The sequence below is a fragment of the Telluria sp. ZT3P25 genome (assembly GCF_059685895.1).
Window position 1 is genome coordinate 2,304,307 of the sequence record NZ_JCASIJ010000001.1, and the last position, 23,039, is coordinate 2,327,345.

Genomic DNA, 23,039 nt, shown 5'->3' on the forward strand with positions numbered 1-23,039 from the left:
TGTGGTTCCTGGCGTTTAGTGCGCCATCATGCCGTCGTCGGCCGTGATGATGGCGCCGTTGATGAAATGGGCTTCTTCGGCGGCCAGCAGCAGCAGCAGGCCGTCGAGGTCTTCGGGCCGGCCGGCGCGCTTGCGCGGCAACATCTCGACAAGTTTGCGGCCCTGCTCGGTCTCGAAATAATCTTCGTTCGCGTCGGTAGCGATATAGCCGGGGCAGATGGCATTGACGTTGATGCCGTACTTGCCCCACTCCACCGCCATCGCCTTGGTCATCTGCACCACGCCGGCCTTGCTCATGCAGTACACGCCGATCTGCGGCAGCACCCGCAGGCCTGCCACCGAGGCGATATTGACAATGCGATGCTGCTTGCGCGGGTCGCCCTTGGCGCGCGCGATCATGCGCTTGGCGGTTTGCTGGGCCACGAAGAACGCGCCGCGCAAATTGGTGTCCATGATGTAGTTGTAGTCATCCTCGCTCACGTCGATCAGACGCTGGGTCGACGACACGGACGAGTTGTTGATCAGGATATCGATCGGCCCCGCCTCGGTTTCGGCATGGGCGATGGCCGCCTTGATGCTGCCAAGATCGGTCACGTCGAGCCGCACCACGTGCGCGGCGCCGCCGTCGGCTTCGATCTCGGCGCGCAGCTCCTTGAGCCGCTCGACGCGGCGCGATGCCAGCACAACCTGCGCGCCGGCGCCGGCCAGGGCCTTGGCGAAACGCGCGCCCAGACCGCTCGATGCGCCGGTAACCATGGCGATCTTTCCTTCAAAATTGACTTCAATGCCCACGTCCGCCCCCGATGTAAGTACGATCCCGCGTTGCGAAAGCACCATGATCCCACAAATGTCCGGTATTCGATTGCCCCTTCTAATATTGCCTTTACAATGGCCGCGATATTGCAATGAACAGCAAAAACCCGCACACTCGTGCTATTTTCTGATTCCCGTCATCCCTATCCCAAAAAAACCATGACAGAGACAACGAACCTTCTCGAACAATACGGCCCACGCGAAGCGATGGAATACGACGTCGTGGTCGTCGGCGGCGGCCCTGCCGGCCTGTCGGCGGCGATCCGCCTGAAACAGCTGGCTGCTGAAAAGGGCCAGGAAGTCACGGTCTGCGTGCTGGAAAAAGGCGGCGAGCTGGGCGCACATATCCTGTCCGGCGCGGTGATGGACCCGCGCGCGATCAACGAGCTGATCCCCGACTGGAAAGAAAAAGGTGCGCCGCTCAATACGGCCGTCACCGAAGACCGCGTCCTGTTCCTGACCGAGACCAAGTCGTTTGCCACACCGGCGTTCGCCATTCCGCCAGCGCTGGCCAATCACGGCAATTACGTGATTTCGCTGGCCAACGTGGTGCGCTGGCTGGGCCAGCAAGCCGAAGCGCTTGGCGTGGAAATCTTCCCCGGCTTTCCGGCCGCCGAAATCCTGTACAACGAGGATGGCTCGGTCAAGGGCGTCGCGACCGGTAACATGGGCATGAAACGCGATGGCGAGCCGGGCCCGGAATTCCAGCTTGGCATGGAGCTGCATGCGAAGTACACGTTCTTTGCCGAAGGCTCGCGCGGTAACCTGGGCCGCCAGCTGATGGCCAAATACGAGCTCAACAAGGGCAAGGATCCGCAGACTTACGGTATCGGTATCAAGGAGCTGTGGGAAATCGATCCGGCCAAGCATCAGCCGGGCCTGGTGATCCACACGGCCGGCTGGCCGCTGCCGAACGACACGTATGGTGGCTCGTTCCTGTACCACCTGGAAAACAACCAGGTCGCGGTCGGCTATGTCGTCGGGCTTTCGTACCAGAATCCGTACCTGTCGCCGTACGAAGAGTTCCAGCGCTATAAAACGCATCCGGCCATCCGTGGCTTCTTCGAAGGCGGCAAGCGCATCTCGTACGGCGCGCGTTCGATTACCGCAGGGGGGTTGCAATCCTTGCCCAAGACCGTGTTCCCGGGCGGCGCCCTGATCGGCTGCGATGCGGGCTTTTTGAATACCAGCCGCATCAAGGGCAGCCACGCCGCGATCAAGACCGGTATGCTGGCGGCCGAAGCAGCGTTTGCCGCGCTGGGCGAAGGCCGCACGGGCGACGAGCTGACGAGCTTCCCTGTGGCGTTCGAACAATCGTGGCTGCACGAAGAGCTGCACGTGGCGCGCAACTTCAAACCATGGATGAGCAAGGGACTGGTGCTGGGCACGATCATGACGGGCATCGACCAGATCGTCTTCCGTGGCAAGGCGCCCTGGACGCTGCACCACAAGCACGCCGACCATGAATGCCTCAAGCCCGCCTCGCATTTCAAGCCGATCGTTTATCCGAAGCCGGATGGCAAGCTGACCTTCGATAAGCTGTCGTCGGTGTTCATCTCGAACACCAACCACCGCGAAGACGAGCCGATCCACCTGACGCTGAAGAACCCGAGCGTGCCGGTGGACGTGAACCTGGCCAAGTATGCGGGTCCGGAACAGCGTTACTGTCCGGCCGGCGTGTACGAATACGTCAAGCGTGAAGACGGCGGCGACCGCCTGCAGATCAATGCCCAGAACTGCGTGCACTGCAAGACCTGCGATATCAAGGACCCGACCCAGAACATCGTCTGGGTGACGCCAGAAGGCGGCGGCGGGCCGAATTATCCGAATATGTGATTGCCCGTAGGTTCCGTTTTTACTGCTGACTTTGTAAGAATGATCCTGCAAGATCACCGCCAATCTGCTGATTGGCGGTGAACGCGAACGGCGTAGCATCGGTTGCTCATACACCAGTGGCAGGAGACAGCGATGGGTGATTCCACAGACAATATGGGCAAGCAGCACAACCCCGGCATGGGGCAAAACAGCAATCTGCACAGCGGCAATCTGCAAAGCGGCAATCAGGAAATTGCTGGCGACAAGCATGCCACCGGGCAGCAAGGTGGCCGCACGCAGGAGGGCAAGCAGCATGACAGCGGCAGCCGGCAAGGTGCCGGTGGCCAACAGCAGAACCAGCAACACGGTGGCCAGCATGCATCAGGTGGCACCCCGGCGCTGGACGACCTGAACGCCGACCGCGACAGCCGCGACCAGGGTTCGCCGGGCAGCGGGTCCCGACAGATGGACCAGCAGAGCGACTGGGCCGGCAAGCAGGACAAACAACGCTGACGTGGCACTGTCCACGCAAAAGCGCGGCGCCTTGAACGGGCCGCGCTTTTTTTGTGGGCGCAGTCAGCGTTATCTGTTGATGACCCTGATTGCAATGCGAAGCAAGTGCTCTGGCGAACTGACCCTCGCACCATCCAGCGCCCAGCGCCAGCCCAGGTAATTGGGCAAATAGCGCGATGCCACGCCACGAAAGCCCAGCAGCCAGGCCTTGAACCGCTGGTGATAAGCGTTCACGTTCTGCACGTGGATGGCGTGGTTGCCCAGATGCCTTACCCGCACGCCTGCGCGCAGATTGACCGCTGCATGCGCGATGTTGTGCTTGCGTGCAAGCGCCCGGTAGGCGCGATGGCTGTCGCTCACCAGCAGCGCTCGGGGATCGAGCCTGGGCAGCAAGTCGCGCTCGAGTTGCGCTGCCGTCAGCGCACCACGACCGGTGACGGCATCGACCGTGCGTCCTTCGCGATCACGCGCGATCAGGATACAGTCCAGTTCGCGGGAAATGCCGCGCCTGGTCGCATGCCCGCCATGGCGGCGTGCTGGTCGATCCAGTGTGCGCGAACCTTTTTGTGATTCGAGCAGGAATGTCTCGTCGGCCTCAACGATGCCATTCAATAATGCGGGCCGGTCGAGTTTGCTCCAGTGCAGAAAACGGTGACGCCACCGGAAAGCCGTGTTGCGGTGCACGCCAACGCGATCTGCCGCCTTGCGCACTGGAAGTGAATCCAGCAGCACTTGCGAATACGCGAGCCATTTGGCCTTGAGCCGGAGCCGCGCCAGTGGCGTGCCGGTCAGATCGTTGAACGTGCGTCCGCACGCGCAGCATCGGTAGCGCTGCAGGTCGTTGGCAAAGCCGTGGCGGTAGCATCGCGCGTTGCCGCACCTGGGGCAGCAGCGCCCCGGTGTTCTGATCTCTGCGATCAGCGCGACCACCTGCTCGAGCCCGACTAGAGGCTGCAAAGCGCCGAGCACTTGCTGGCGCTGCGGCTGATTCAGCAACGGCAGTTTTGCGAACCAGTTCTTGAAACGCGGCGCTATCATGATCGACTCCTGACACTGGGGACAGGGGTTGGACCGCCGCACTGCTCATCAGTTCACAGCTCGTCTCTATTTAACGTTGACTGCGCCTTTTGTGCCTGTCAGGCCGGCGCCACGCTGCTGGCGTCCTGACCAAACCACTTGAGCGACAATGCGCGCAGCGTGCCATCCAGGCGTGCCTCGCGCAGTGCCTTGTCGATTGCCAGCCTGAACGCCGGACGGCCCTTGCGCATGGCGATGCCAACGCGCTCGGGTGCACCGATACGGGCGCCGGCCTTGAGCGGCAGTTGCGTCTGCTTGACCAGATAAGCGACCAGCAGGCTGTCGTCCAGCAAGGCGTCGATGCGGCCAAACGCCAGGTCCTGCAAGTTCTCGGGCACAGCCGGATAGCGCTTGATGTCGATGCCCGGCACAGCCATCGCCTGCTGCTCGAACACGCTGTCCTGGCGCACCCCCAGTTTGCGGCGCTTGAGATCGACCAGCGTGCGGTAAGTCGCACGTTCGTTCTCGCGCACGATGAGCTGGGATTGCGAATACAGGTATGGCGCTGAAAAGTCGAACGCCTTCTCGCGCTGCGGCGTGATGATGACCTGGCTGATTGCGACATCCACCCTGCCCGCCCGCAGGGCGGGCAGAATCGCGCGCCACTCGGTCAGCACGAATTGCGGATCGAGGCCCATGCGCATGGCGACCGTCTGCGCCACATCGACATCGTAACCAGCCAGCTGCCCGCTGGCCGGGTCCCTGAAATTGAACGGCGGATAGGTGCCCTCCAGGGCAATGCGCAGCGTGCCCCTTGTGGCGCTTGTGTCTGCGGGTCGTACCAGCTCTGCAAACTCTGGCAGCTCTGGCAGCTCTGTCGCACCTGCCCATGGCGTGCACAGCGCAGCTGACGCGGGCAGCGCCAGCAATTGCACCAGCGCCCGGCGCCGCCCTGCGTTCGCGATCCCTTCGGCCATCGTCTCAGTCTCCACACGGTCAAAGACACGTTATAACCGAAAAGCAGCGCGAATAGTGTGGCTCAGGCCCCCAGTACGATCCGCTTCTGTTCGCGCGCCGAGCGATAGACGGCCTCGATGATGCGAATGTCGCGCAGGCCTTCTTCGCCAGGAACGAGCGGCTCGCGGTTCTGCAGCACGCACTGCGCCATGTGGTCGAGCTGCCCCACCCACTGGTTCGCGTAGGGTCCGGGCGGCGGTTTGATCTCGGTCTTGTCGCTGCGCTCCTGGCCCACCCACATGCGCTGACCGCTGTAGGCAGTGGCCGGCTCCAGTTCGATCCGCCCCTTCTCGCCCATCAGCACGAACTGGTTGCGGTTCGCGCTGTACATCGACATGCACGAGCCGATCGCGCCGGACGGGAACTCGAGCTGGAAGTCGATCATGTCTTCCACTTCACGGAAACGCGGGTCGCTGCGATTGGTGGTTTCTTTCGCGAATACGGCCACCGGCTCTTCGCCGGTCATGTAGCGCGCCGCCTGCAGCGCGTAGATACCGATGTCCATCATCGAGCCGCCGCCCGACTGCGCCTTCTTCATGCGCCAGGTGTTGGCGTCGCCCGCGACAAAGCCGTGCTCGGAGCGGAAGTAGCGGATCGTGCCGATCGCGCCGGCACGCGCCAGGCGGATCGCCTCGACATTGTGCGGCTCGAAGCGCGAGCGGTAGCCGATCATCAGCTTCTTGCCGGCCTTGCGGCAGGCAGCAATCATCTGCTCGCACTCGGCCGGGCTGACCGCCATCGGCTTTTCGCACATGACGTGCTTGCCGGCCTGGGCGGCGCGGATCGTGTACTCGGCATGCATGAACACGGGCAGGCAGATATAGACGATGTCGATGTCCGGGTTATCGCGGATACGGTCGAAGTCGTTGTACGAATAGATGCCGCGTTCGGGCACGCCGTATTCCTGCGCCACCTTCTTCGCCTTGGCGGGGTCGCCGCTGACCAGCGCCACCAGGCGGCTGTGCTGGCAATTCTGGAACTGCGGGATGATGCGGCCCAGGCCATAGCCGCCCAGGCCCACGATCGCGTAGCCCAGCTTGCGGCCAGTGCTGGCCCAGCCCGGGTTCACTGCACTTGCTGCCAGGACGCCACCTGCCGCCATGACCAGGCCGCGCCGTTGTAGATCGATCATGCTTGTCTCCTCCAATAAGATTGCGGGAATGTTATCGTCTTGTAGAGAGAAGGATACAATTGATTCATATGAAATGATAGCGGTATCAGCACGCCTATCCACCGTTCACTTTGCCAGGAGTTGCCCATGTCCGTACCACCCCGTCGTGCTACCCGTCGTGCCATCCGTCGCGTTCCGTTCGTCCGCCTGATGCTGGCCGCCAGCGTCGCTGCCATCCTGTCGCCTGCCGTATTGGCTGCCCCGGCTGCCAGCTGTAGCGGCAAGGCCCCATCGGGTGAATTGAAGGCCGAACGGATTGCCGCCATCGCGCCATCGCGGGGCGAACCGGGCCTGTACGAAGGGGCGGTATGGATGAACGGGGCGCTGTATTTTTCGGACTTCAGCTTCAGCGAGGGCTTCCCGTCACGCGTACGCAAGTACACGCCGGGCGGCGCCGTCACCACGGCCATCGAGGATGCCGGCAGCAACGGCCTGGCGGTCGATGCCAAAGGCGCGCTGGTCGCGGCCACCCACAAGTACAAGGCACTGTCGCGCTACGATCTGGCGGACGGCAAGCGCACGAACATTGCCACGCAGTTTCAGGGGCAGGTCTTCAATTCACCGAACGATATCGCCATCGCCGCCGACGGCACGATCTACTTCACCGATCCGGATTACCAGAAAGCTGCGGCGCCCGGCGGCCAGCCGGTCACCGGCATCTATCGCGTAGGAACGGACGGTGCAGTGACGCTGGTCGATGGTTCGCGCAAGAACCCGAACGGGATTGCCCTGTCACTCGACGGCAAGATGCTGTACGTGAACGCGAGCGATGGCGCGGTGCGCGCCTACCCGATCAGGAATGGCGTGCCGCAGGCCGGACGCGACCTGATCAAGGGCATCGAAAACGGGGACGGGATGACGCTCGATTGCCACGGCAATCTGTATGTGACGGAGCATGCACCCAAGCGCGTGCGGGTGTTCTCACCGCAGGGCCGCGAACTGGCAACGATCCGGGTCGACGCCAATGTCACGAATGTCGCCTTTGGCGGGGTTGACGGCAAAACGCTGTACATCACCGGCGCAGGCGCCGTCTGGCAATTGCCGCTGGAAGTATCGGGCCTTCCCTACTGATCGTGGCTACCAGCTGGGGCGCGAGCCCGGGCCGAAATTGTGGCCCGTGACCAGTGTGGTGCTCTGGACGAGCGTCGACAAGCCCAGGATCAGCTGGACGAGTTTATCGTCCGGCAGCACCCAGATCTGGCCACGCGGCTGTTCGGCGCCGGTGGCGGCCATGATCAGGGGCGCGATCCAGGCGGCGTCGCTGTCGACGTCGAGCAGGATGGCGTCGGCGGTCGTCTGCATGTGCACCAGGCCGCCTTCAGCAATGGCGAAGCAGATGCCGACGCCCGTTTCCTGCGGCGTGATCAGTTCCTGCATGGCGGCGTTGTGCTCGTCGATCCAGAGCTCGACGTCTTGCGGCGTCTCGAGCGCGGTCCAGGGGCGGGGTTTGAAGCGGGGTGGCTGTTCGGGCGGGAGGGTCATGTGCTGCACGCAAAGGGGGACGGGGCGTATCTTACGGCAATTTCCATCGCCGCGGGCCAGGTCCACGCTTGCCAGAATGACGCTTGCCAGGTCCAGGCTTGCATTATGGGATGTCGAGCGTCACGAGCCGCACGCTGACGTGTCCATCGTCGATGATGAGTTCGCCAACCGAGACAGGCAGCGTAAAACGACGGCGCCCTGCCGCGCCGGGATTCACATACAACACGCCGTCCCGCTCGACGCAGGCCGGCTTGTGCGTGTGACCGGTAACGACAACGCGCACGCCGCTTGCTACCGGGTCGATGGCAAGTTCCTTCAGGTCGTGCAGCATGTGGATGGCGACACCGCCAAACGTAATGGTGACGGTCTCAGGCAATGCCCGAGCCCAGGCGCCGCTGTCGTTGTTGCCCCGCACACTCGTAAGGGGAGCGATCTCGGCCAGGCGCTTGAGCGTGGCCGGGTCGACGATGTCGCCGGCATGCAGAATGGCATCGCTGCCCTGCAGGAAGTCGAGCGCCTGCGGACGCAGCAGGCCGTGCGTATCGGAAATCAGGCCAATGCGAATGACCACTTACGGACGCTTGCTGCCGGCCATCTTGGCCATCGTGACGACCGAGTACAGTGCCGCCAGGCCGACGAGCACGTACACGACACGGGTGAGCGTCGAGCCCGGCTCGAACAGGACGCCGACCATGTCGACGTCGAACAGGCCGACCATACCCCAGTTCAGGCCGCCAATAATCAATAGCGCCATCGCGATGTAATCCAGTGCGGACATGGCCGGACGGCCATGCGTGCGCGCCGTGACGCGGCGATCGGGCAACGAACGGCGATCCATGGTTGGTGTATTGATTGTTGACATTAGAGCCTCCTGGAAAAAGACGTGGGCACCACCGGGGCGACGCCCCGGCACGTGCTGTCCATACTAGCCCAGGTTAGCAAACATGCACGCACTGTTGCAGCGAAGGCAGATGCCCGCCACGCCGATGGTGCACGGCCGCGAACTCAGCCTTTCCAGGTACGCGCCAGGCCGGTATCGGCATGGATCCAGCCGCCGCGCGGACCGCTGCGGTAGTAGTAGCCGACGCCGCCGCCGCGGAAGCTCTTGATCAGGCCGCCCAGCACTTCTTCATTCAGGTTGGCGATGCGGATATCGGCCGCCTTGCCGACCAGGTGCAGCGACTGACGCGCTGCTGGAATGCCCTGCTCGCGCAGGCGTGCATTCGATTCCGGCGAGCGGTAGCCCGACAAAATTTCGAGCGGCTTGATGATGCCGAAGCGGGCGATGAAGGCCTGGGTACTCCACAGCATCTCGAACAGTTTCGGGTCGATCGCAGCGGACGCCTTGCCGTTCACGTCGCGCAGCAGATGGCACAGTTCCTGATATGCCGACTCGATGACTTCGCCGTCTTTCCAGTACAGCACATTGGCTGTCTCGCCGCTTTGCGGGCGCGTAACCGACAAGGTGCGCGGCTTGACCCAGAAATCAAGGTCGAGTGCCTGCGAATCGAACAGGTCAGGTGGTGGTTGGAGGTCGGTCGCGGCGGCGGCCAGCGGCGCGCCGATAACACCGATGGCGGCAAGGCGCGCGCCCTGATGGAGGAAGTCTCTGCGGGAAGCCATATATGCGTTGGTGTAACTCGTGAATATCGATGGGCCGTACTATAGCGTATTCGTCATGGATAGCGCTGTGTGGCGTGCTGCGGGCGTGCAGCGCCACGCGCTCAGTCGCTGCAGTTGCAGAAGCGCTTGCGCGCGCTGCCTTCGCCGGCGCCGTCAAGCCGCTTCCACATCAGGTCGCTATCCAGGCCGAAACAGGATTTTTCCTTGCCCGCATTGCTGTAGCCATGACGCTCGAAGAACGCGCTGGCGCCAGTGGGGCTGTGCAGATGAAGCTTGCTGATGTTCCAGGCACGCGCCTGCTCTTCGACCGCCGCCAGCAGCGCCCGGCCCACGCCGCAGCGCAGCGCATCGGGCAGCACGTAGCACAGCGCCACCTTGCCGGCCGGCGTCAACAGCGTCAATCCGACCATGCGCCCTTCGCTCTCGGCGACGACGGCAAAATTGGCCGGTGCGGCAAACCAGGCCGCAACGGTGGCCGGCGTCTTGTTGCCGAGCCAGGCGTCGAGTAATGCCGGCTGGCCATGGTGGTCGGCACGGCAGCCTTCCTCGATCGAGCGGCGCAGCAGGTTGCAGGCTGGCGCAGCATCGGCGGGAACCGCCTTGCGGATTTCAATACGCGTGGACATCGATCATCAACATAAATACGGTACAAAGACGTGAGGTGGCGACAGTTGGCGCCCTCGGCTTAACACGGGCTCGACTATACACTGAAAGCCAACGACCCTGCTGGCGGCAGGGGCAAGCGCATGATCGGCATAACCATATGACGAAAGTATTGTTCCGTTTGACGGCCGCATGCGGGAACATGCACGCTGTCACTCCAACTTCAAGCAAGCGAGACCCACTATGCGCAACACCCCTCCGAACACGCTGCGCCGCTCGATCCTGGCGCTGGTCCTGGCTGCCGGCGGCGCCGTGCCGCTGCACGCCAGCGCTGCCGGGCCCGAGCTGCTGAACGTGTCGTACGACGTCGCCCGTGAATTGTACAAAGAAATCAACCCGGCGTTCATCGCATCCTACAAGCAGCAAAGCGGCCAGACGGTCGAAGTCAAGCAGTCGCACGGCGGCTCGAGCAAGCAGGCGCGCGCCGTGGCCGATGGCCTGGGCGCGTCGGTCGTCACCATGAACCAGGCCAATGACATCGACATGCTGGCCGACCGCGGCCTGGTGGCAAAAGACTGGGCGAAGAAGTTCCCGAACAATGCCGCGCCCTACTACTCGACCATGGTATTCCTGGTCCGCAAGGGCAACCCGAAGCGGGTAGCCGACTGGCAAGACCTGGCGCGCCCCGGCGTGGCCGTGATCATCCCTAACCCGAAGACCGCCGGCAACGGCCGCTACACCTATCTGGGCGCATGGGGTTCCGTGATCAAGAAAGGCGGCAACGAAGCTGCGGCCCGGGACCTGGTCTCGAAGATCTTCAAGAACGTGCCGATCCTGGACGGCGGCGGCCGCGCCGCCACCACCACCTTCACCCAGCGCCAGATCGGCGATGTGCTCGTGACGTTCGAAAACGAAGTGAGCATGGTGCGCAAGGAATTCGGCAACGACTTCGAAGTCGTCTACCCGACCAGCTCGATCCTGGCCGAGTCGCCAGTGGCCGTCGTCGACAAGGTCGTCGATCGCCAGAAGCTGCGTCAGCCGGCAACGGCTTACCTGAACTTCCTGTACAGCCCGGTGGGCCAGGAAATCGGCGCCAAGCACTTCATGCGCGTTCGCTCGGAAGCCGTCATGAAGAAGTACGCGGCCAACTACAAGCCGATCAGCCTGTTTACGGTCGACGAAGTTTTCGGCGGCTGGCGCGCAGCGCAAAAGCGCCACTTCGACGATGGCGGCGAGTTCGACAAGATCTACACGGCGAAGTAATCCGCACCACCTCACAACAGCCCTGCCATGCGCAGGGCTGTTTGCATTCCAGCACGCCGAGCACGTCAGTCGACATTTCTGTGCGACATGCCCTATTAATAATATGCACCTGCAATGCCCTATTTCGATAGAAAATTGGGTTTAGACAGGGGAATTTTCTTGTGCACCATAGACATGCGTAGCCGATGAATGCTATCTTGCCTGCCTTCTAGTTGCCCTAGAAACAGATGTTGATCCGCGCCGCCCGGCGCCCAGCTCCATCAACCTCAACCCAGATTCCAGACAGACATGATCAAACACCTGTTCGCCACGGCCCTGATGACGTTGTCGGCCGCGGCATTCGCCGTGCCGTTCGGCTCCCAGTCCGTGCTCGTCGTTGAAAACGACACCGGCAAAATCCTCCTTGAAAAAAATGCCGACACCGTCGTCCCGATTGCATCGCTGACCAAGCTGATGACGGCGATGGTCGTGCTCGATGCCAAGCTCGACATGAACGAGCAGATCGAGATCGACCGTGATGACGTCGACCGCGTCAAGTTCAGCAGCTCGCGCGTGCCGGTCGGCGCCAGCATCTCGCGCAGCGACGTGCTGCACCTGGCGCTGATGTCCTCGGACAACCGCGCCGCCGCCGCGCTGGCCCGTACCTACCCGGGCGGTAACGAAGCCTTCAAGGCTGCCGTGCGCCGCAAGATCCGCGCGCTGGGCATGACCCAGACCACGATCGAAGAGCCGACCGGCCTGTCGCCGCAGAACCGCTCCACTGCAGGCGATCTGGTCAAGATGGCCGTTGCCTCGGTCCGGTACCCGGATATCGTGCGCATGACCACCGAGACCAGGGAAATGATCGACATCAACGGCCGCGGTGTTGAATACCACAACACCAACCGCCTCGTCGGCGCCAAGGGCTGGGACATCGGCCTGTCGAAAACCGGCTACACGAACGAAGCGGGCCGTTGCCTGATCATGAACATCACGGCAGCCGGCAAGAAGGCAACGCTGGTGCTGCTCAACGCCGGCGCCTCGTCGGCCCGCGTGCTCGACGCATTGAACATCCGCCGCTTCATGACCGGCGATGCGGCGCCGGTGGCCCGTGCTGCGCGCGCCTCACGCGTTGCCACAGGCGGTCCGCGCATCAAGGCCAGCGCCGGTGGCGTGAAAGCAAAAACCCGCACCAAGGTCGTCAAGTCGAAGGTCCAGGCGACCAAGAACCGCAAGGTCGCCAAGGTCAAGACGGCGCGCAAGCGCCGTGACTGAACAAGTCTTTGATACGATCAAGGGGCCGCAAGGCCCCTTTTTTTATGCTCACAACAGAGGTAGGTGGACGGGTTTCCCGTCCACGCGTTCAACCGCCTCTCTGATTCACAGGGACCTACTTTGCCGCAGCCGCTTTGATCACCAGCGCATCCATGACCTGCCCGGTCGCCGCCATGACGTCACCGGCATCCTGGATCCGGTTCGCCTGCTGGACCTGCGAGGGCGACACGAGATAGGTGCCGTCGATCACGACGGTTGGGGTGCCCGTCACCTTGTAGGCGTCGACCATCTGGCTCAGGCGTTTGAGCCTGGTCTGGACGCCGAACGAATTCCACGTATCGGCGAACGCCGCCTTGTCGAGTCCATTCTCGCCGGCCCACGCGATGATGTCGGCATCCTTCATCAGGCGCTTGCGCTCGACGTGCACGGCATTGAACACGCGCCCGTGATACGCCTCGAGCTTGCCCATCGCCTCGAGCGTCAGGAACAGGCGCGCTTCCGGATCGGTCGGGCCCTGGAACGGCAGCGGCACGCGGCGCAGCGCGATTCGGTCGCCCTGCTGCTTGACCCAGTTCTTCAGTGTCGGCTCGAACGCATTGCAGGCGCCGCAGTGATACGCAAAGAATTCGATCACCTCGACCTTCTTGCCCTCGGCCTGGGTTGGCTGCGGCGCAGCCAGTGTCGTGAAGTCTGCACCATCGCGCGGCGCGGTTGGCGAAGCGTTGGCAAGACCGGCCACCAGGGTGGCGGCGATGAGGGCAAGTCGCAGGGCGCGCATGTCAATCCTTCCACATTTGAAAGCCCTATTCTAGCGAACTTCCATCGAGCGAATGCCGCTTGTGTTTCCCAACTGATACGATAGGTTCCCGGATAATCGCAACAGGCGCAGCAACATGACACGATTCATTTCTACCACCGTGGCACATCGCACTGGCACCACCCTGGCATTCGCACTGGCATGCAACCTCATGGTCAGCGTGCCAGGTCAGGCCTGCAGGGTGCCGCCAGTCGAACAAGTCGTTACACCGGAGCAGCAGATTGCGATGGCCACCGATGTCTCTGTTGCCAGGGTGGTCGATGCAATACCGTCGCCGCTACGTTCCGGTGGCGGTCGCCAGTCCGTCGACTACACGTTTGAAGTACAGCAGCGCATCCTGGGTTGGCCGGAGCAACGTTTCACCATCAGCGGCGCGCAGGGCATGACCCGGCCCCCACCGTCATCAAGCAACCATGGCGACGCCACGTTCTGGGAGCGCGGCGGCGGCCGTCTCTACAACGATGCAGACTGCGTACTGCGACCCGACTTCATCGTTGGAGAAAACTATCTGATTTTTCGCGGCAAGCCCGCCACCTGGCGCAGCTTCGAGCACATTGCGACGGTGCGCGGCCGGCCTGACCCGGATGACAAGTGGCTGTCATACGTGAAGGAAAAGCTGTCAGACGCGCAGTCCGGCCCGTCGCTCCGTCCCTAGGCCACCAGGTCGCGCAAGCCACTCGTACGGTGCGTACGGCTGGCAATCGCCTGCTGCAACACGTCGCCGCCTGGCGTGACCAGCGTGAACACCTCGCTGGCGCGCGTGATGCCCGTGTAGACCAGTTCACGCGTGAGCACCGCGTTGCGCTCGCGCGGCAGCGCCAGCACCGTGTGGCGAAACTCCGAGCCCTGCGATTTATGCACGGTCATCGCGAACGCCGTCTCGACATTGCGCAGGCGCGTGGCCAGCACGCTGCGCACGGCGTCGCCTTCGAGGAAGTAGACGCGCAATGCGCCGGCGCGTACCGGATCGGGCAGCGTGACGCCGATATCGCCGTTGAACACGCGCGTCGAGTAGTCGTTGCGCGTGACCATGACCGGCCGGCCGACATACCACTCGGCGCCATGGCGCAGCAAGTGACTGGCTGCGAGCCGCTTTTCGATGGCCTCGTTCAGCCCCGTCACGCCCCACTCGCCATCGCGCACCGCGCACAGGATGCGGAAGGTCTCGAAACTGAGCAGGATCTGGCGTACCCAGTCTTCGTGCGCGCCACTGGCGCCGGCGCGCAGTAGTTGCAGGTACGGCGCATACCCGGCATGCGCCAGTTGCAGGAGCTGCGCCGGCTGCGCATGTTCAAGCCAGCGCACGCTCTCGTCCTCGGCCCGCAGGACCTGTTCGGCGCGCGCGGTGTCGCCGCCATTGACGGCCAGCGCCAGCTGGCCGATCGGCCCGCCGAAGCGGCGGCTGTAGCGCAGCATCACCGTTTGCTGGGCCAGCGCACCGCCATCGCCGCGATAGATGTCCGGGATGGCTTCGCCGCTCGCCGCCTCGATGTAGGCGATCGTCGCTGCGCTGTAGTGGCCTTCGTGCGCCGCATGGCACAGGTCACCCAGCACCGCGCCCGCCTCCACCGACGCCAGCTGGTCCTTGTCACCCAGCAGGATCAGCGTCGCGCCCACGGGCAGCGCATCGAGCAGGCTGGCCATCATTTCCAGGTGCACCATCGATGCCTCGTCGACGATCAGCACATCGACGTCGAGCGGATTGCCCCGGTGGTGCGCGAATGCGCGCGTATCGGGGCGTGCCCCGAGCAGGCTGTGGAGCGTGCGCGCCGCGCCCATGCGCGCCGTCAGTTCGCGTAGTGGCAGTTCAGCGCCGACGCGATCGGCCAGTTCGTTCAGGGCCTTGTCAATCGACTGTTTCAGGCGCGCCGCCGCCTTGCCCGTTGGTGCCGCCAGCGCCACGCGCTGGCGCCCTGCTTCCGGCGCCGTCGCGAACAACAGGGCCAGCAGGCGCGCCACCGTGTAGGTCTTGCCGGTGCCGGGACCGCCCGTGATGATCGCCACCGAACTGCGCAACGCCACGGCGCAGGCGAGCTTTTGCCAGTCGGGTCCCTGCGCGCCAGGCTGCGCCACGAACAGCTTGTCGAGCCAGCTGCGCACGAGCGGTGTATCCACCGAATGCGTGGCCGCCGCGCGCTCGCGCACGGCCTGCGCCACCAGCGTCTCGTCGCGCCAGTAACGCCGCAGGTACAGGCGCTGGCCATCGAGCACCAGCGGCTGGTCGAGATCGAATTCGCCCCGGATCCAGACCTGCTGGCAGTGCGCCAGCAGCTTGCTCCAGCCGGCCACGCCGCGCGGCAGCGGCGCGGCCGCCTGCGCCAGCTGGCGCCAAGTGTCGTCGCTCCAGCCCAGCAGCAGCGCCGGCCCGGCGGCCAGATCGTCCAGTTGCAGGCAGCTGTGGCCATGGCCTTCAAGCTCGGACAGCACCGCCGCCGCCAGGATCAGCGCGGGCGGCGCGTCGCCCAGTTGCGCAATGAAGCGCGCGAACGCGCCCGACAGGCGACGCAGCTCGCCCGCTTCGGTCAGCGCACCGATCTCGCGCCACAGACCGTCGATATCGGCGTCAAGCTTCGCCATGTGCATCCTTGTCCAGCAAGCGTTCCAGTCCATCCAGCAGGTCGAGGTCGGGCGCCAGCACCCAGCAGCCGCGCGTGACCGGGTTCGCAATCCCGCGCAGGAACATGAAGACGGCGCCACCCAGCTGGTATTCGGGCTCGTAGGCGTCTCCCAGGCGCGCGCGCAGCAGGCGGTGCAGGGCCAGCAGGTAGATGCTGCCCTGGATTTCGTAGCGGTGTTCGGCCATCCCGGCAGTCATGGCGGCCTGGCTGTACGACGCGTCGCCCGGCCCCAGCGCATTGGACTTGTAGTCCAGCACCCAGTAGCGGCCTTCGTGCTCGAACACCAGGTCGGCAAAGCCCTTGAGCATCCCGTGCAGCACACGCTCGGGCAGCACGGGCCGCTCAAGTCCGCCCAGCAGATGCGTGCGGCACAGCGCGTCGAGGCGCTGCAGGTCGAGGTGCTCGCTCGGGAACCAGAACTCCATCTCGGGCAGCACGCCGTGCAGATCGCGCAGGCGCGCATTGAGTGGCGGCAATGGCGTATCGACGATCTCGCGCAGCCAGGCCAGCGCATCGGCCAGGCGGTGGCCCCAACCAGCACGCTCGATATGCTGCACCAGGCGCGCCTCGCAGGTCGGATCGTCCAGGCAGGCGAAACCTTCGCGCGCCAGCCATTCGAGCCGCTCGTGCATGAAGTTGCCCGGCACCGAACCGCGCGGGAAGCGATGCCACGGCGCGTCTTCGATGCGGGGCGGCGTGGCCGCCTGGGGCACGTCCTCCATCAGCGTCTGGTCCTGCGCGCGCATCGGCGTGGGCGGCGCGATCGCATGGCGCGTGAGCGACGTGAACGAGCCGACCGACCAGTCGCGCTCGAATTCGGCGCGGTAGCGCGGCGCATCGAGCAGGTCGGGGCGGATGTCCTGGCGCGACAGCATCGTTACCACATCCGGCTCGGCCAGTTCATGCAGCGAGATGCCCTCGGCGGCGGCGGCCACGACATCGAAATGCGCGCGCAGCGCCTCGGCGGCGATCGCGTCGCCGCCGGCCAGCAGATAGCCAAGTGCCGACTCGTGCAGCTTGTTCTCGCCCTTGCGCGTGCCGGAGACGGCCGCCGCGCCGAGCCACAGGAAGTGGCGCGCGCGCGTCAGCGCGACGTACAGCAGGCGCAGGTCTTCCTCGATGCGCGCGCGGTCGACCGCCGCCAGCGCGTCATCGGTCAGGGCCAGGTCGAGATGGCGCAGGCCGGCATCGTCCACGTACTCGAAGAACGCGCGGTTACGGCGGTTGGTGGCGCGCGCCGTCACAGCAAACGGCAGGTACACCAGCGGGTATTCCAGGCCTTTCGACTTGTGCACGGTGACGACCTTGACCAGTTCGGCGTCGCTCTCCAGGCGCAGCACGCGCTCGTCGCCGCTCGAGCCCAGTCCGTCGATCTGTTCGGCGAACCAGCGGATCAGGGCCTGCTCGCCCTCAAGCTGGCTGCTGGCCTCCTGCAGCAGTTCGGCCAGGTGCAGCAGATTGGTCAGGCGCCGCTCGCCGCCCGGTTCGCGCAGCAGGCGCGCCGGCAAGCCCAGTTCGTGGATGAAGCGGCGCAGCATTGCCAGCACGCCCTGGCGCTGCCAGCTACCGTGCAGGGCCTTGAGTTGCTCGACGCGCGCCTCCCAGACCATCTCATCGTGCGAGAACTGCGCCAGTTCCGCCAGGCCCAGGCCCGCAGTCGCGGTGGCAAACGCCGCCCGCGCCAGCGCGCCATCGAGCGGATTGGCCACCGCGTACAACCAGCGCAGCACGTCGGCCGCTTCGTCGCTCTCGACGACCGAATCCTTGTCGGACAGGTAGACGCTGGCCACCTTGCGCCGCATCAGCGCGCGCCGGATGGCGCCGGCTTCGCGCCGGTCGCGCACAAGGATCGCGATATCGGCCGGCATCAGGCGCGTAAACGCGGAACCTGTGCCCGCGTCATCGTCGAAGCCCACGCGCGCATCGTTGAGCAGCCCGACAATGTGCTCGGCGCAGTGATGGGCAAACACATCGCGGTAGTCGTCGGCCTTCAGGTCATCTCGGTCCACGATGTTCACGGACAGCGCGCCAGTGGCATCGCCCAGGCCCACGAGATGGCGGCGGTGACCCTGCGCCTTGACCGCGTCGAACGGCAGCGGGTTGTCCTCGCCGCGCCGGAACCGGAACGCCGCGCCCGGATGCGCGCCCTCGGCATGCAGGAACAGGCCATTGACGGCGCTCACGAGCGGCGCGGTCGAGCGGTAATTGGTGTCGAGCTGGTAGTGGCGGCCCGCCGTCGCGCGGCGCGCCGCCAGGTAGCTGTGGATGTCGGCGCCGCGAAAGCCGTAGATCGACTGCTTCGGGTCGCCAATCAAAAACAACCCATGCTCCGCATCGTTCGCGTCGACCCGGTACAGCAGGTCGAAGATGCGGTACTGGTCGGGCGACGTGTCCTGGAATTCATCGACCAGCGCTACCGGATACTGGCCCACGATACGCGCGCGCAGTGCCGCGCCGTTCTCACCCTCGAGCGCAACCTTCAGGCGTTCGAGCATGTCGGCAAAGCCGAACTGGCGGTTGCGCCGCTTGAGCTCCTGCATGCGCGCGCCGATGTGGCCGGCGGCGTGGCGCAGCAGCGCGTGGGCGATCGGGTCGAGCGCAGCCAGGCTGGCCTGCAGCGCGGCGGTGGCGTCGAAACAGTCCGGCACCTCGGTCGAAAAGTCCTTGCTGAACGCATCGGCGATGCCGTCCGGCGTCAGGCGGCGCCACGCCGTGTCGGTCAGGTCCGGCATGTGGCGCGCCGGGTCCGTGGCCCACGCGCGCAGCGCTTCGAACCACTTGACGAGCGAATCGGCGCGCATTTTGTTGCCGTTGAAGCACTTGGGCTGGCGCTCGCGGTGCCCGGCAATCCAGCGCTCCATCTCGTGGGCGCGCTCGAACCAGCCATCCTTCAGGCGCATCAGCTCTTCGCGCTGCGCCCTGGCCAGCCGCGCGACCAGTTGCTTCAGTGGTTCGGTCGCGAGCGCGCCGAGCAAGGCGTCGCGCCGCACCAGCTCGCGCACGCTCGTCTTGAGCGCCTCGACGTCACGCCAGCTGTCCATCACGATCGCCAGCGAATCGGCGCCCAGCGGATAGACCTGCTGGCGCCAGTAATCGTGCGCGGCGTCCTCGAACAGTTCGCGCTCGTCGCTGACCAGTTCTTCGTCGAACAGGCTGCCGCTGTCGAAGGCGTGCTCGCGCAGCATGCGCTGGCACCAGGCGTCGATCGTGAAGATCGCCGCTTCGTCCATCGTCTCGGCGGCCATGAACAGGCGGTGCCCGGCGATCTGGCGCTCGCTGCCCGCCGTGTAGCTGGCGGCCAGCTCGTGCAGGTACGGGTCGGCGATGTCCAGCTCCCCGCGGAAGTAGCTAGCTGCCTGCACCAGCCGCTCACGTACGCGATTGGCCAGTTCGCGCGTGGCGGCGCGCGTGAACGTCATCACCAGGATTTCGGACGGCAGCAGCGGCCGCACGAACGCATCCTGACCGCCGTGCCCGAGCACCAGGCGCACGTACAGCGCCGCGATGGTCCAGGTCTTGCCGGTGCCGGCCGAGGCCTCGATCAGGCGCGAGCCATGCAGCGGGAAATCGACTGGCTCAAGTTTGGTGCTCATGTGGGCGACTCCTGCAACGGCCTGATCTTGACGCAGTCCTGCATCCAGCGTGCCAGCGGTCCATACAGTTCCTCGGCCAGATCGGGCCAGCCGCCGGCGTTTTTCAACACGTCAAAGTCGGGCCACAGGCGCGCCAGGCACAGGTCATCGACTTCGCCGCGCAGCTCGAAGCCGCCGTCGTAAGTCGCGCGCGGATCGCCCTGCGCCAGGTGACTCAGGGCCGTCTTGCATGCCACCGGCAGCGGGCTGTCCAGATTGGCCCGCCACAGGCGCACCAGGTCGCGCAGCGTTTCCAGCGCCGCATCCTGGGCCAGCGGCGCCATCTCGAGCACCGCGTCGCGCGCCACCAGGTAGCCCGTCACCGGATTGCCCGCAGCGGCGGCCGCCAGCTGGCGCAGCCATGGCGCGATCAGCTTGTCGCCGCGCGGATTGCCGGCCCGGTCCAGCACCTTCGACGAGATCTGCATCAGCCACGCACTGCCCTCGCCGTTTGATCGCAGGCGGTCGATCCAGTCGTCAAGGTGAATGTCACCCAGCAGCAGGCTGACGGCGAATTTGGGCGCCGCTTGCGGGAAGCGCGCGCCCAGACGCAGCCACTCGGTGCGCACGGGCGCCAGGCTCTCGACCAGCTGCTCCTGCCACATGCGGCCCATCAGCCCGATCGGCAGCACGCCTTCGCGCGCCAGGCGCTGGGCGCGCACCGTGAGCGTGGCACGCACATCGCCGATGGCCTCGGCCTCGCCGCTATCGTCCAGCAGGTGGTCTTCGATCTGGTAGCGCTCCAGCGCATCGAGGCCAAACGGCTCTTCGTCGTCGCCCACGTGCGCGGCGTCGGCAAACACGACGCCAAGACGGCGGCGGAAGAAAAAGCGCGCCGGCTGACGGAGAAAACTGGCCAGCTCGCCCAGTTTGAGAATGAAGTCGGGCTCGAGCTCATAGGCCGGCAAGGCATCGTCGACGGGATGCTCGTCGGCGCCGTGCGCCGTGCGCCACTCGCCCGCGTACGTGAGCAGGCCGTCGCGCTGGAAGTAGCGCCGGCTGAACGGCTGCAGCGGGTGCTCGGTCGTGATGTGGTGCAGGTCGTCCATGTCCCAGCCGGCCTTCAGGTAGTCGCGCAACTGCGCCACCAGCACCGATGGCGGCTGCTCGCTGTTGTCGCGCACATTGCGTCCCACCCAGCTCACGTAGAACTTGTCACGCGCGGCCAGCAGGGCCTCGAGCATCAGGTAGCGGTCGTCGTCGCGGCGCGAGCGGTCACCGGGCCGCGCCATGCCGGGCAATGCCAGCAGGTCGAAGTCGGACGGGCGCGCGCGGCGCGGGAAGTCGCCATCGTTCATGCCCAGCAGGCAGACGGCGCGAAACGGCACCGCGCGCATCGGCATCAGGGTGCAGAAGGTCACGCCGCCCGACACGAACTGGTGATTCAGTGTGGGCGCATCGAGTTCGTTCATCCACGCTTCGCGCAGCACCGCCAGCGGTACCGGTTCGTCAAAGCCGGCGCCGGCGCAGGTCTCGAGCCAGCATTGCAGGCCCTCGCCCAGGTTCGACAGCGTCAGGCGGTCGGCTTCGTCACCGGCGGCATAAAAGCACGACAGCATCTCGCGCGCCGCCTCGCCCCATTCGGCCGGCCGCAGCGATGCATCGAGGCGGCCGCGCCAGGTGAGAAGGCATTCGACCAGTTGCGCGAGCGAACCGGCCAGCGCGGCATCGAGGCCACCGACTTCAGCGTACGGCTCGATGTCACCGAAACTGGCGCCGGCGCCGCTGGCGTAGCCGAGCAACATGCGGCGCACGCCGAAGATCCAGGCATTCTGCTCGCCCGTCATCCCCAGCCCCAGGCCGGCGCGGTGGTCCTGGTCAAGCCCCCAGCGCACGCCGGCGCCGTCGATCCAGCGGCCCAGGATCGGCAGATCCTCGCTCGTCACGCCAAAGCGACGCGCGACGGCAGGCACGTCGAGCAGGTCGCGCACTTCGCTCTGGCGGCAGCGCTGCTGCGGCAGGCGCAGCAGCCACTCGAGCGAGACCAGCAGCGGATTGACGCTGCGGTCGCGCACGTCGCCGATCTCGAACGGGATGTGGCGTGGGTCGTGGCGCCGGTGCTGGTCGAATACCGCGTGGATCGCGGGCGAGAACGCATCGATGTCCGGCACCATCACCACCACGTCGCGCGGGCGCAGCGTCGGATCGAGCGCGAACCACGACAGCAACTGGTCGTGCAGTACTTCGATTTCGCGCTGCACACTGTGCGTGACGTGGAATTCGATCGAGCGGTCATCAAGCATCGGCGGCACATGCGGGTGCTCGGACAGCGGCACCAGGTCACGCACCGCGGCCTGGACCTGCGACAGCAGCGTGCCGCCATCGTCATCGGTGAACAGGTCGACGCGCAGCGGCGCCGGCTGGCCTTCGCCGCTTTCACCAGCTTCATGCTGCTGGTCGAATTCATCGAGCATGCGCACGAAATCGCGCCCCTGCCTTCCCCAGCTGGCCAGCAGCGGATGGCTGTGGACATGCATTTCCTCGATCGGGATCGTGCCCAGGTCGACGCCCTCGCGCTGCGGCTGGCGGCGGCGCGCCGCCTTGAGCAACTGGCTGCCTTCGATGATGTCGCCCCAGTAGAACTGGCACGGATTCGGCACGGCGAACAACACCTGCGTGTGGCGTGCCAGAGCCGATATCGCCTGCAGCGTCTGGTACGGCAGCGTCGACATCCCGAACAGCACGACGCGGCGCGGCAGGCGGCTGGCCGGTGCAACGTCTGCTGCGACGGCGGCGAGGAACTGGTCGTGGATGGTGGCGCGGCCGCTCTCGCGCTGCGCCTCGGGCAGGCTCGCGTGCACGGCGCGCCACAGGCAGGCTTGCCAGCGCTGCTCGGGCGCGAGCGGCACCATGTCGCCGCCCGCGCGGCGCAGCACGTCGCGCCCGGCGGCCCAATCGGCCAGCCAGTCGGCGCGATACACCTGGTACTGGTCGTACAGATCGGCCACGCGTTCGGCCAGTTGCAGGCGGCGCTCGGCGTCGCCATCGGCGAGAAAGCGCGCCAGTGGCGCGTAGCCGTCGTCCTGCAGCAGCGTCGGCAACAGGCGCATCAGGCGCCAGGTCAGCGGATCCTTGTCGAACGGCGCGCGCTGCGGCACGCGCTCGCGCCCCAGCATGCCCCGGTAGGCTTCCCACATGAAGCGCGCCGGCAGCGCCACGCGGGTGGCGGCGCAGACCCCGTTTTCTTCGGCCAGCGCGATCTTGAGCCACTCGGCCACGCCGTTCGACTGGACCAGAAAAATCTCTTCTTCGAGTGGCCCCAGAGGATGATTGCGCAGCCAGTCGAAGACGGCGCTGCGCAGCAGCTCCATCTGGTTACCGTGGAGGATCAAGAGACCGGGAGTGATCGGGGCAGACATGCGCTGGGCGTGGGCAATCGGGACCAAAGCATACCGCGTTTG

At 65.3% G+C, this 23,039-nt stretch carries 19 protein-coding genes; 6 read left to right on the forward strand and 13 right to left on the reverse strand.

What is annotated here, in order from left to right:
- Positions 1-15: 15 nt before the first annotated feature.
- Complete coding sequence (locus AC56LY_RS10310) at positions 16-837, reverse strand: SDR family oxidoreductase (protein ID WP_499578981.1); 822 nt, start codon at positions 835-837, stop codon at positions 16-18.
- Positions 838-972: 135 nt separating this feature from the next.
- Between AC56LY_RS10310 and AC56LY_RS10315 the strand changes: the two genes are divergently transcribed.
- Positions 973-2,649, forward strand: coding sequence for an electron transfer flavoprotein-ubiquinone oxidoreductase (locus tag AC56LY_RS10315; RefSeq protein WP_499578985.1), 1,677 nt, complete (start codon positions 973-975; stop codon positions 2,647-2,649).
- Positions 2,650-2,781: 132 nt separating this feature from the next.
- On the forward strand, positions 2,782-3,141 hold the full coding sequence (locus AC56LY_RS10320) for a hypothetical protein (protein ID WP_499578988.1): 360 nt from the start codon (positions 2,782-2,784) through the stop codon (positions 3,139-3,141).
- A gap of 69 nt (positions 3,142-3,210) precedes the next feature.
- On the opposite strand, the gene AC56LY_RS10325 is transcribed toward AC56LY_RS10320, so the two are convergent.
- From AC56LY_RS10325 to AC56LY_RS10335, 3 genes are all read right to left on the reverse strand, one after another.
- On the reverse strand, positions 3,211-4,179 hold the full coding sequence (locus tag AC56LY_RS10325; protein WP_499578990.1) for an IS1595 family transposase: 969 nt from the start codon (positions 4,177-4,179) through the stop codon (positions 3,211-3,213).
- Between the two features lie 98 nt (positions 4,180-4,277).
- Positions 4,278-5,135, reverse strand: coding sequence for a transporter substrate-binding domain-containing protein (locus AC56LY_RS10330; protein ID WP_499578994.1), 858 nt, complete (start codon positions 5,133-5,135; stop codon positions 4,278-4,280).
- A 62-nt stretch (positions 5,136-5,197) separates the two neighbouring features.
- Positions 5,198-6,307 carry a Gfo/Idh/MocA family protein gene (locus AC56LY_RS10335; protein ID WP_499578997.1) on the reverse strand — a complete coding sequence of 370 codons (1,110 nt, stop codon included), beginning with the start codon at positions 6,305-6,307 and terminating at the stop codon, positions 5,198-5,200.
- 126 nt (positions 6,308-6,433) lie between these two features.
- Between AC56LY_RS10335 and AC56LY_RS10340 the strand changes: the two genes are divergently transcribed.
- Positions 6,434-7,417 carry an SMP-30/gluconolactonase/LRE family protein gene (locus tag AC56LY_RS10340; RefSeq protein ID WP_499578999.1) on the forward strand — a complete coding sequence of 328 codons (984 nt, stop codon included), beginning with the start codon at positions 6,434-6,436 and terminating at the stop codon, positions 7,415-7,417.
- 6 nt (positions 7,418-7,423) lie between these two features.
- Here the strand turns inward: AC56LY_RS10340 and AC56LY_RS10345 are convergent, their stop codons facing one another.
- The 5 genes from AC56LY_RS10345 to AC56LY_RS10365 all read right to left on the reverse strand — a co-directional run bounded on the left by AC56LY_RS10345 (position 7,424) and on the right by AC56LY_RS10365 (position 10,077).
- Positions 7,424-7,828 (reverse strand): hypothetical protein, encoded by a 405-nt coding sequence (locus AC56LY_RS10345; RefSeq protein ID WP_332533729.1) that lies wholly within the window; start codon positions 7,826-7,828, stop codon positions 7,424-7,426.
- Between the two features lie 103 nt (positions 7,829-7,931).
- Positions 7,932-8,393 carry a metallophosphoesterase family protein gene (locus tag AC56LY_RS10350; RefSeq protein WP_499582016.1) on the reverse strand — a complete coding sequence of 154 codons (462 nt, stop codon included), beginning with the start codon at positions 8,391-8,393 and terminating at the stop codon, positions 7,932-7,934.
- 6 nt (positions 8,394-8,399) lie between these two features.
- Positions 8,400-8,690, reverse strand: coding sequence for a DUF378 domain-containing protein (locus tag AC56LY_RS10355; protein WP_499570691.1), 291 nt, complete (start codon positions 8,688-8,690; stop codon positions 8,400-8,402).
- Between the two features lie 143 nt (positions 8,691-8,833).
- Positions 8,834-9,451, reverse strand: a complete 618-nt coding sequence (locus AC56LY_RS10360) for a YcbK family protein (protein WP_499579003.1) — start codon at positions 9,449-9,451, stop codon at positions 8,834-8,836.
- A 101-nt stretch (positions 9,452-9,552) separates the two neighbouring features.
- Entirely contained in the window at positions 9,553-10,077 is a 525-nt protein-coding gene (locus tag AC56LY_RS10365) for a GNAT family N-acetyltransferase (RefSeq protein ID WP_499579006.1), read from the reverse strand.
- A gap of 220 nt (positions 10,078-10,297) precedes the next feature.
- Between AC56LY_RS10365 and AC56LY_RS10370 the strand changes: the two genes are divergently transcribed.
- Entirely contained in the window at positions 10,298-11,317 is a 1,020-nt protein-coding gene (locus tag AC56LY_RS10370) for a sulfate ABC transporter substrate-binding protein (protein ID WP_499579009.1), read from the forward strand.
- A 288-nt stretch (positions 11,318-11,605) separates the two neighbouring features.
- Positions 11,606-12,571 (forward strand): serine hydrolase, encoded by a 966-nt coding sequence (locus AC56LY_RS10375; protein WP_499579012.1) that lies wholly within the window; start codon positions 11,606-11,608, stop codon positions 12,569-12,571.
- A gap of 115 nt (positions 12,572-12,686) precedes the next feature.
- Here the strand turns inward: AC56LY_RS10375 and AC56LY_RS10380 are convergent, their stop codons facing one another.
- Positions 12,687-13,349, reverse strand: coding sequence for a thiol:disulfide interchange protein DsbA/DsbL (locus tag AC56LY_RS10380; protein WP_499579016.1), 663 nt, complete (start codon positions 13,347-13,349; stop codon positions 12,687-12,689).
- A 115-nt stretch (positions 13,350-13,464) separates the two neighbouring features.
- On the opposite strand from AC56LY_RS10380, the gene AC56LY_RS10385 reads away from it, so the two are divergent.
- A complete protein-coding gene (locus AC56LY_RS10385; protein WP_499579018.1) occupies positions 13,465-14,043 on the forward strand; it encodes a hypothetical protein in 579 nt (192 codons plus the stop codon).
- Here the strand turns inward: AC56LY_RS10385 and recD are convergent.
- From recD to recC, 3 genes are read right to left on the reverse strand one after another with little or no spacing between them, the layout of a single operon-like run.
- Positions 14,040-15,965, reverse strand: a complete 1,926-nt coding sequence (gene recD, locus AC56LY_RS10390; protein WP_499579022.1) for an exodeoxyribonuclease V subunit alpha — start codon at positions 15,963-15,965, stop codon at positions 14,040-14,042. The two genes, AC56LY_RS10385 and recD, sit on opposite strands and share 4 nt — an antisense overlap.
- Positions 15,952-19,599 carry an exodeoxyribonuclease V subunit beta gene (gene recB, locus AC56LY_RS10395; RefSeq protein WP_499579026.1) on the reverse strand — a complete coding sequence of 1,216 codons (3,648 nt, stop codon included), beginning with the start codon at positions 19,597-19,599 and terminating at the stop codon, positions 15,952-15,954. The genes recD and recB overlap by 14 nt, the downstream gene beginning before the upstream one ends.
- Complete coding sequence (recC, locus tag AC56LY_RS10400; RefSeq protein ID WP_499579029.1) at positions 19,596-22,997, reverse strand: exodeoxyribonuclease V subunit gamma; 3,402 nt, start codon at positions 22,995-22,997, stop codon at positions 19,596-19,598. The genes recB and recC overlap by 4 nt, the downstream gene beginning before the upstream one ends.
- Between the last annotated feature and the right edge of the window lie 42 nt (positions 22,998-23,039).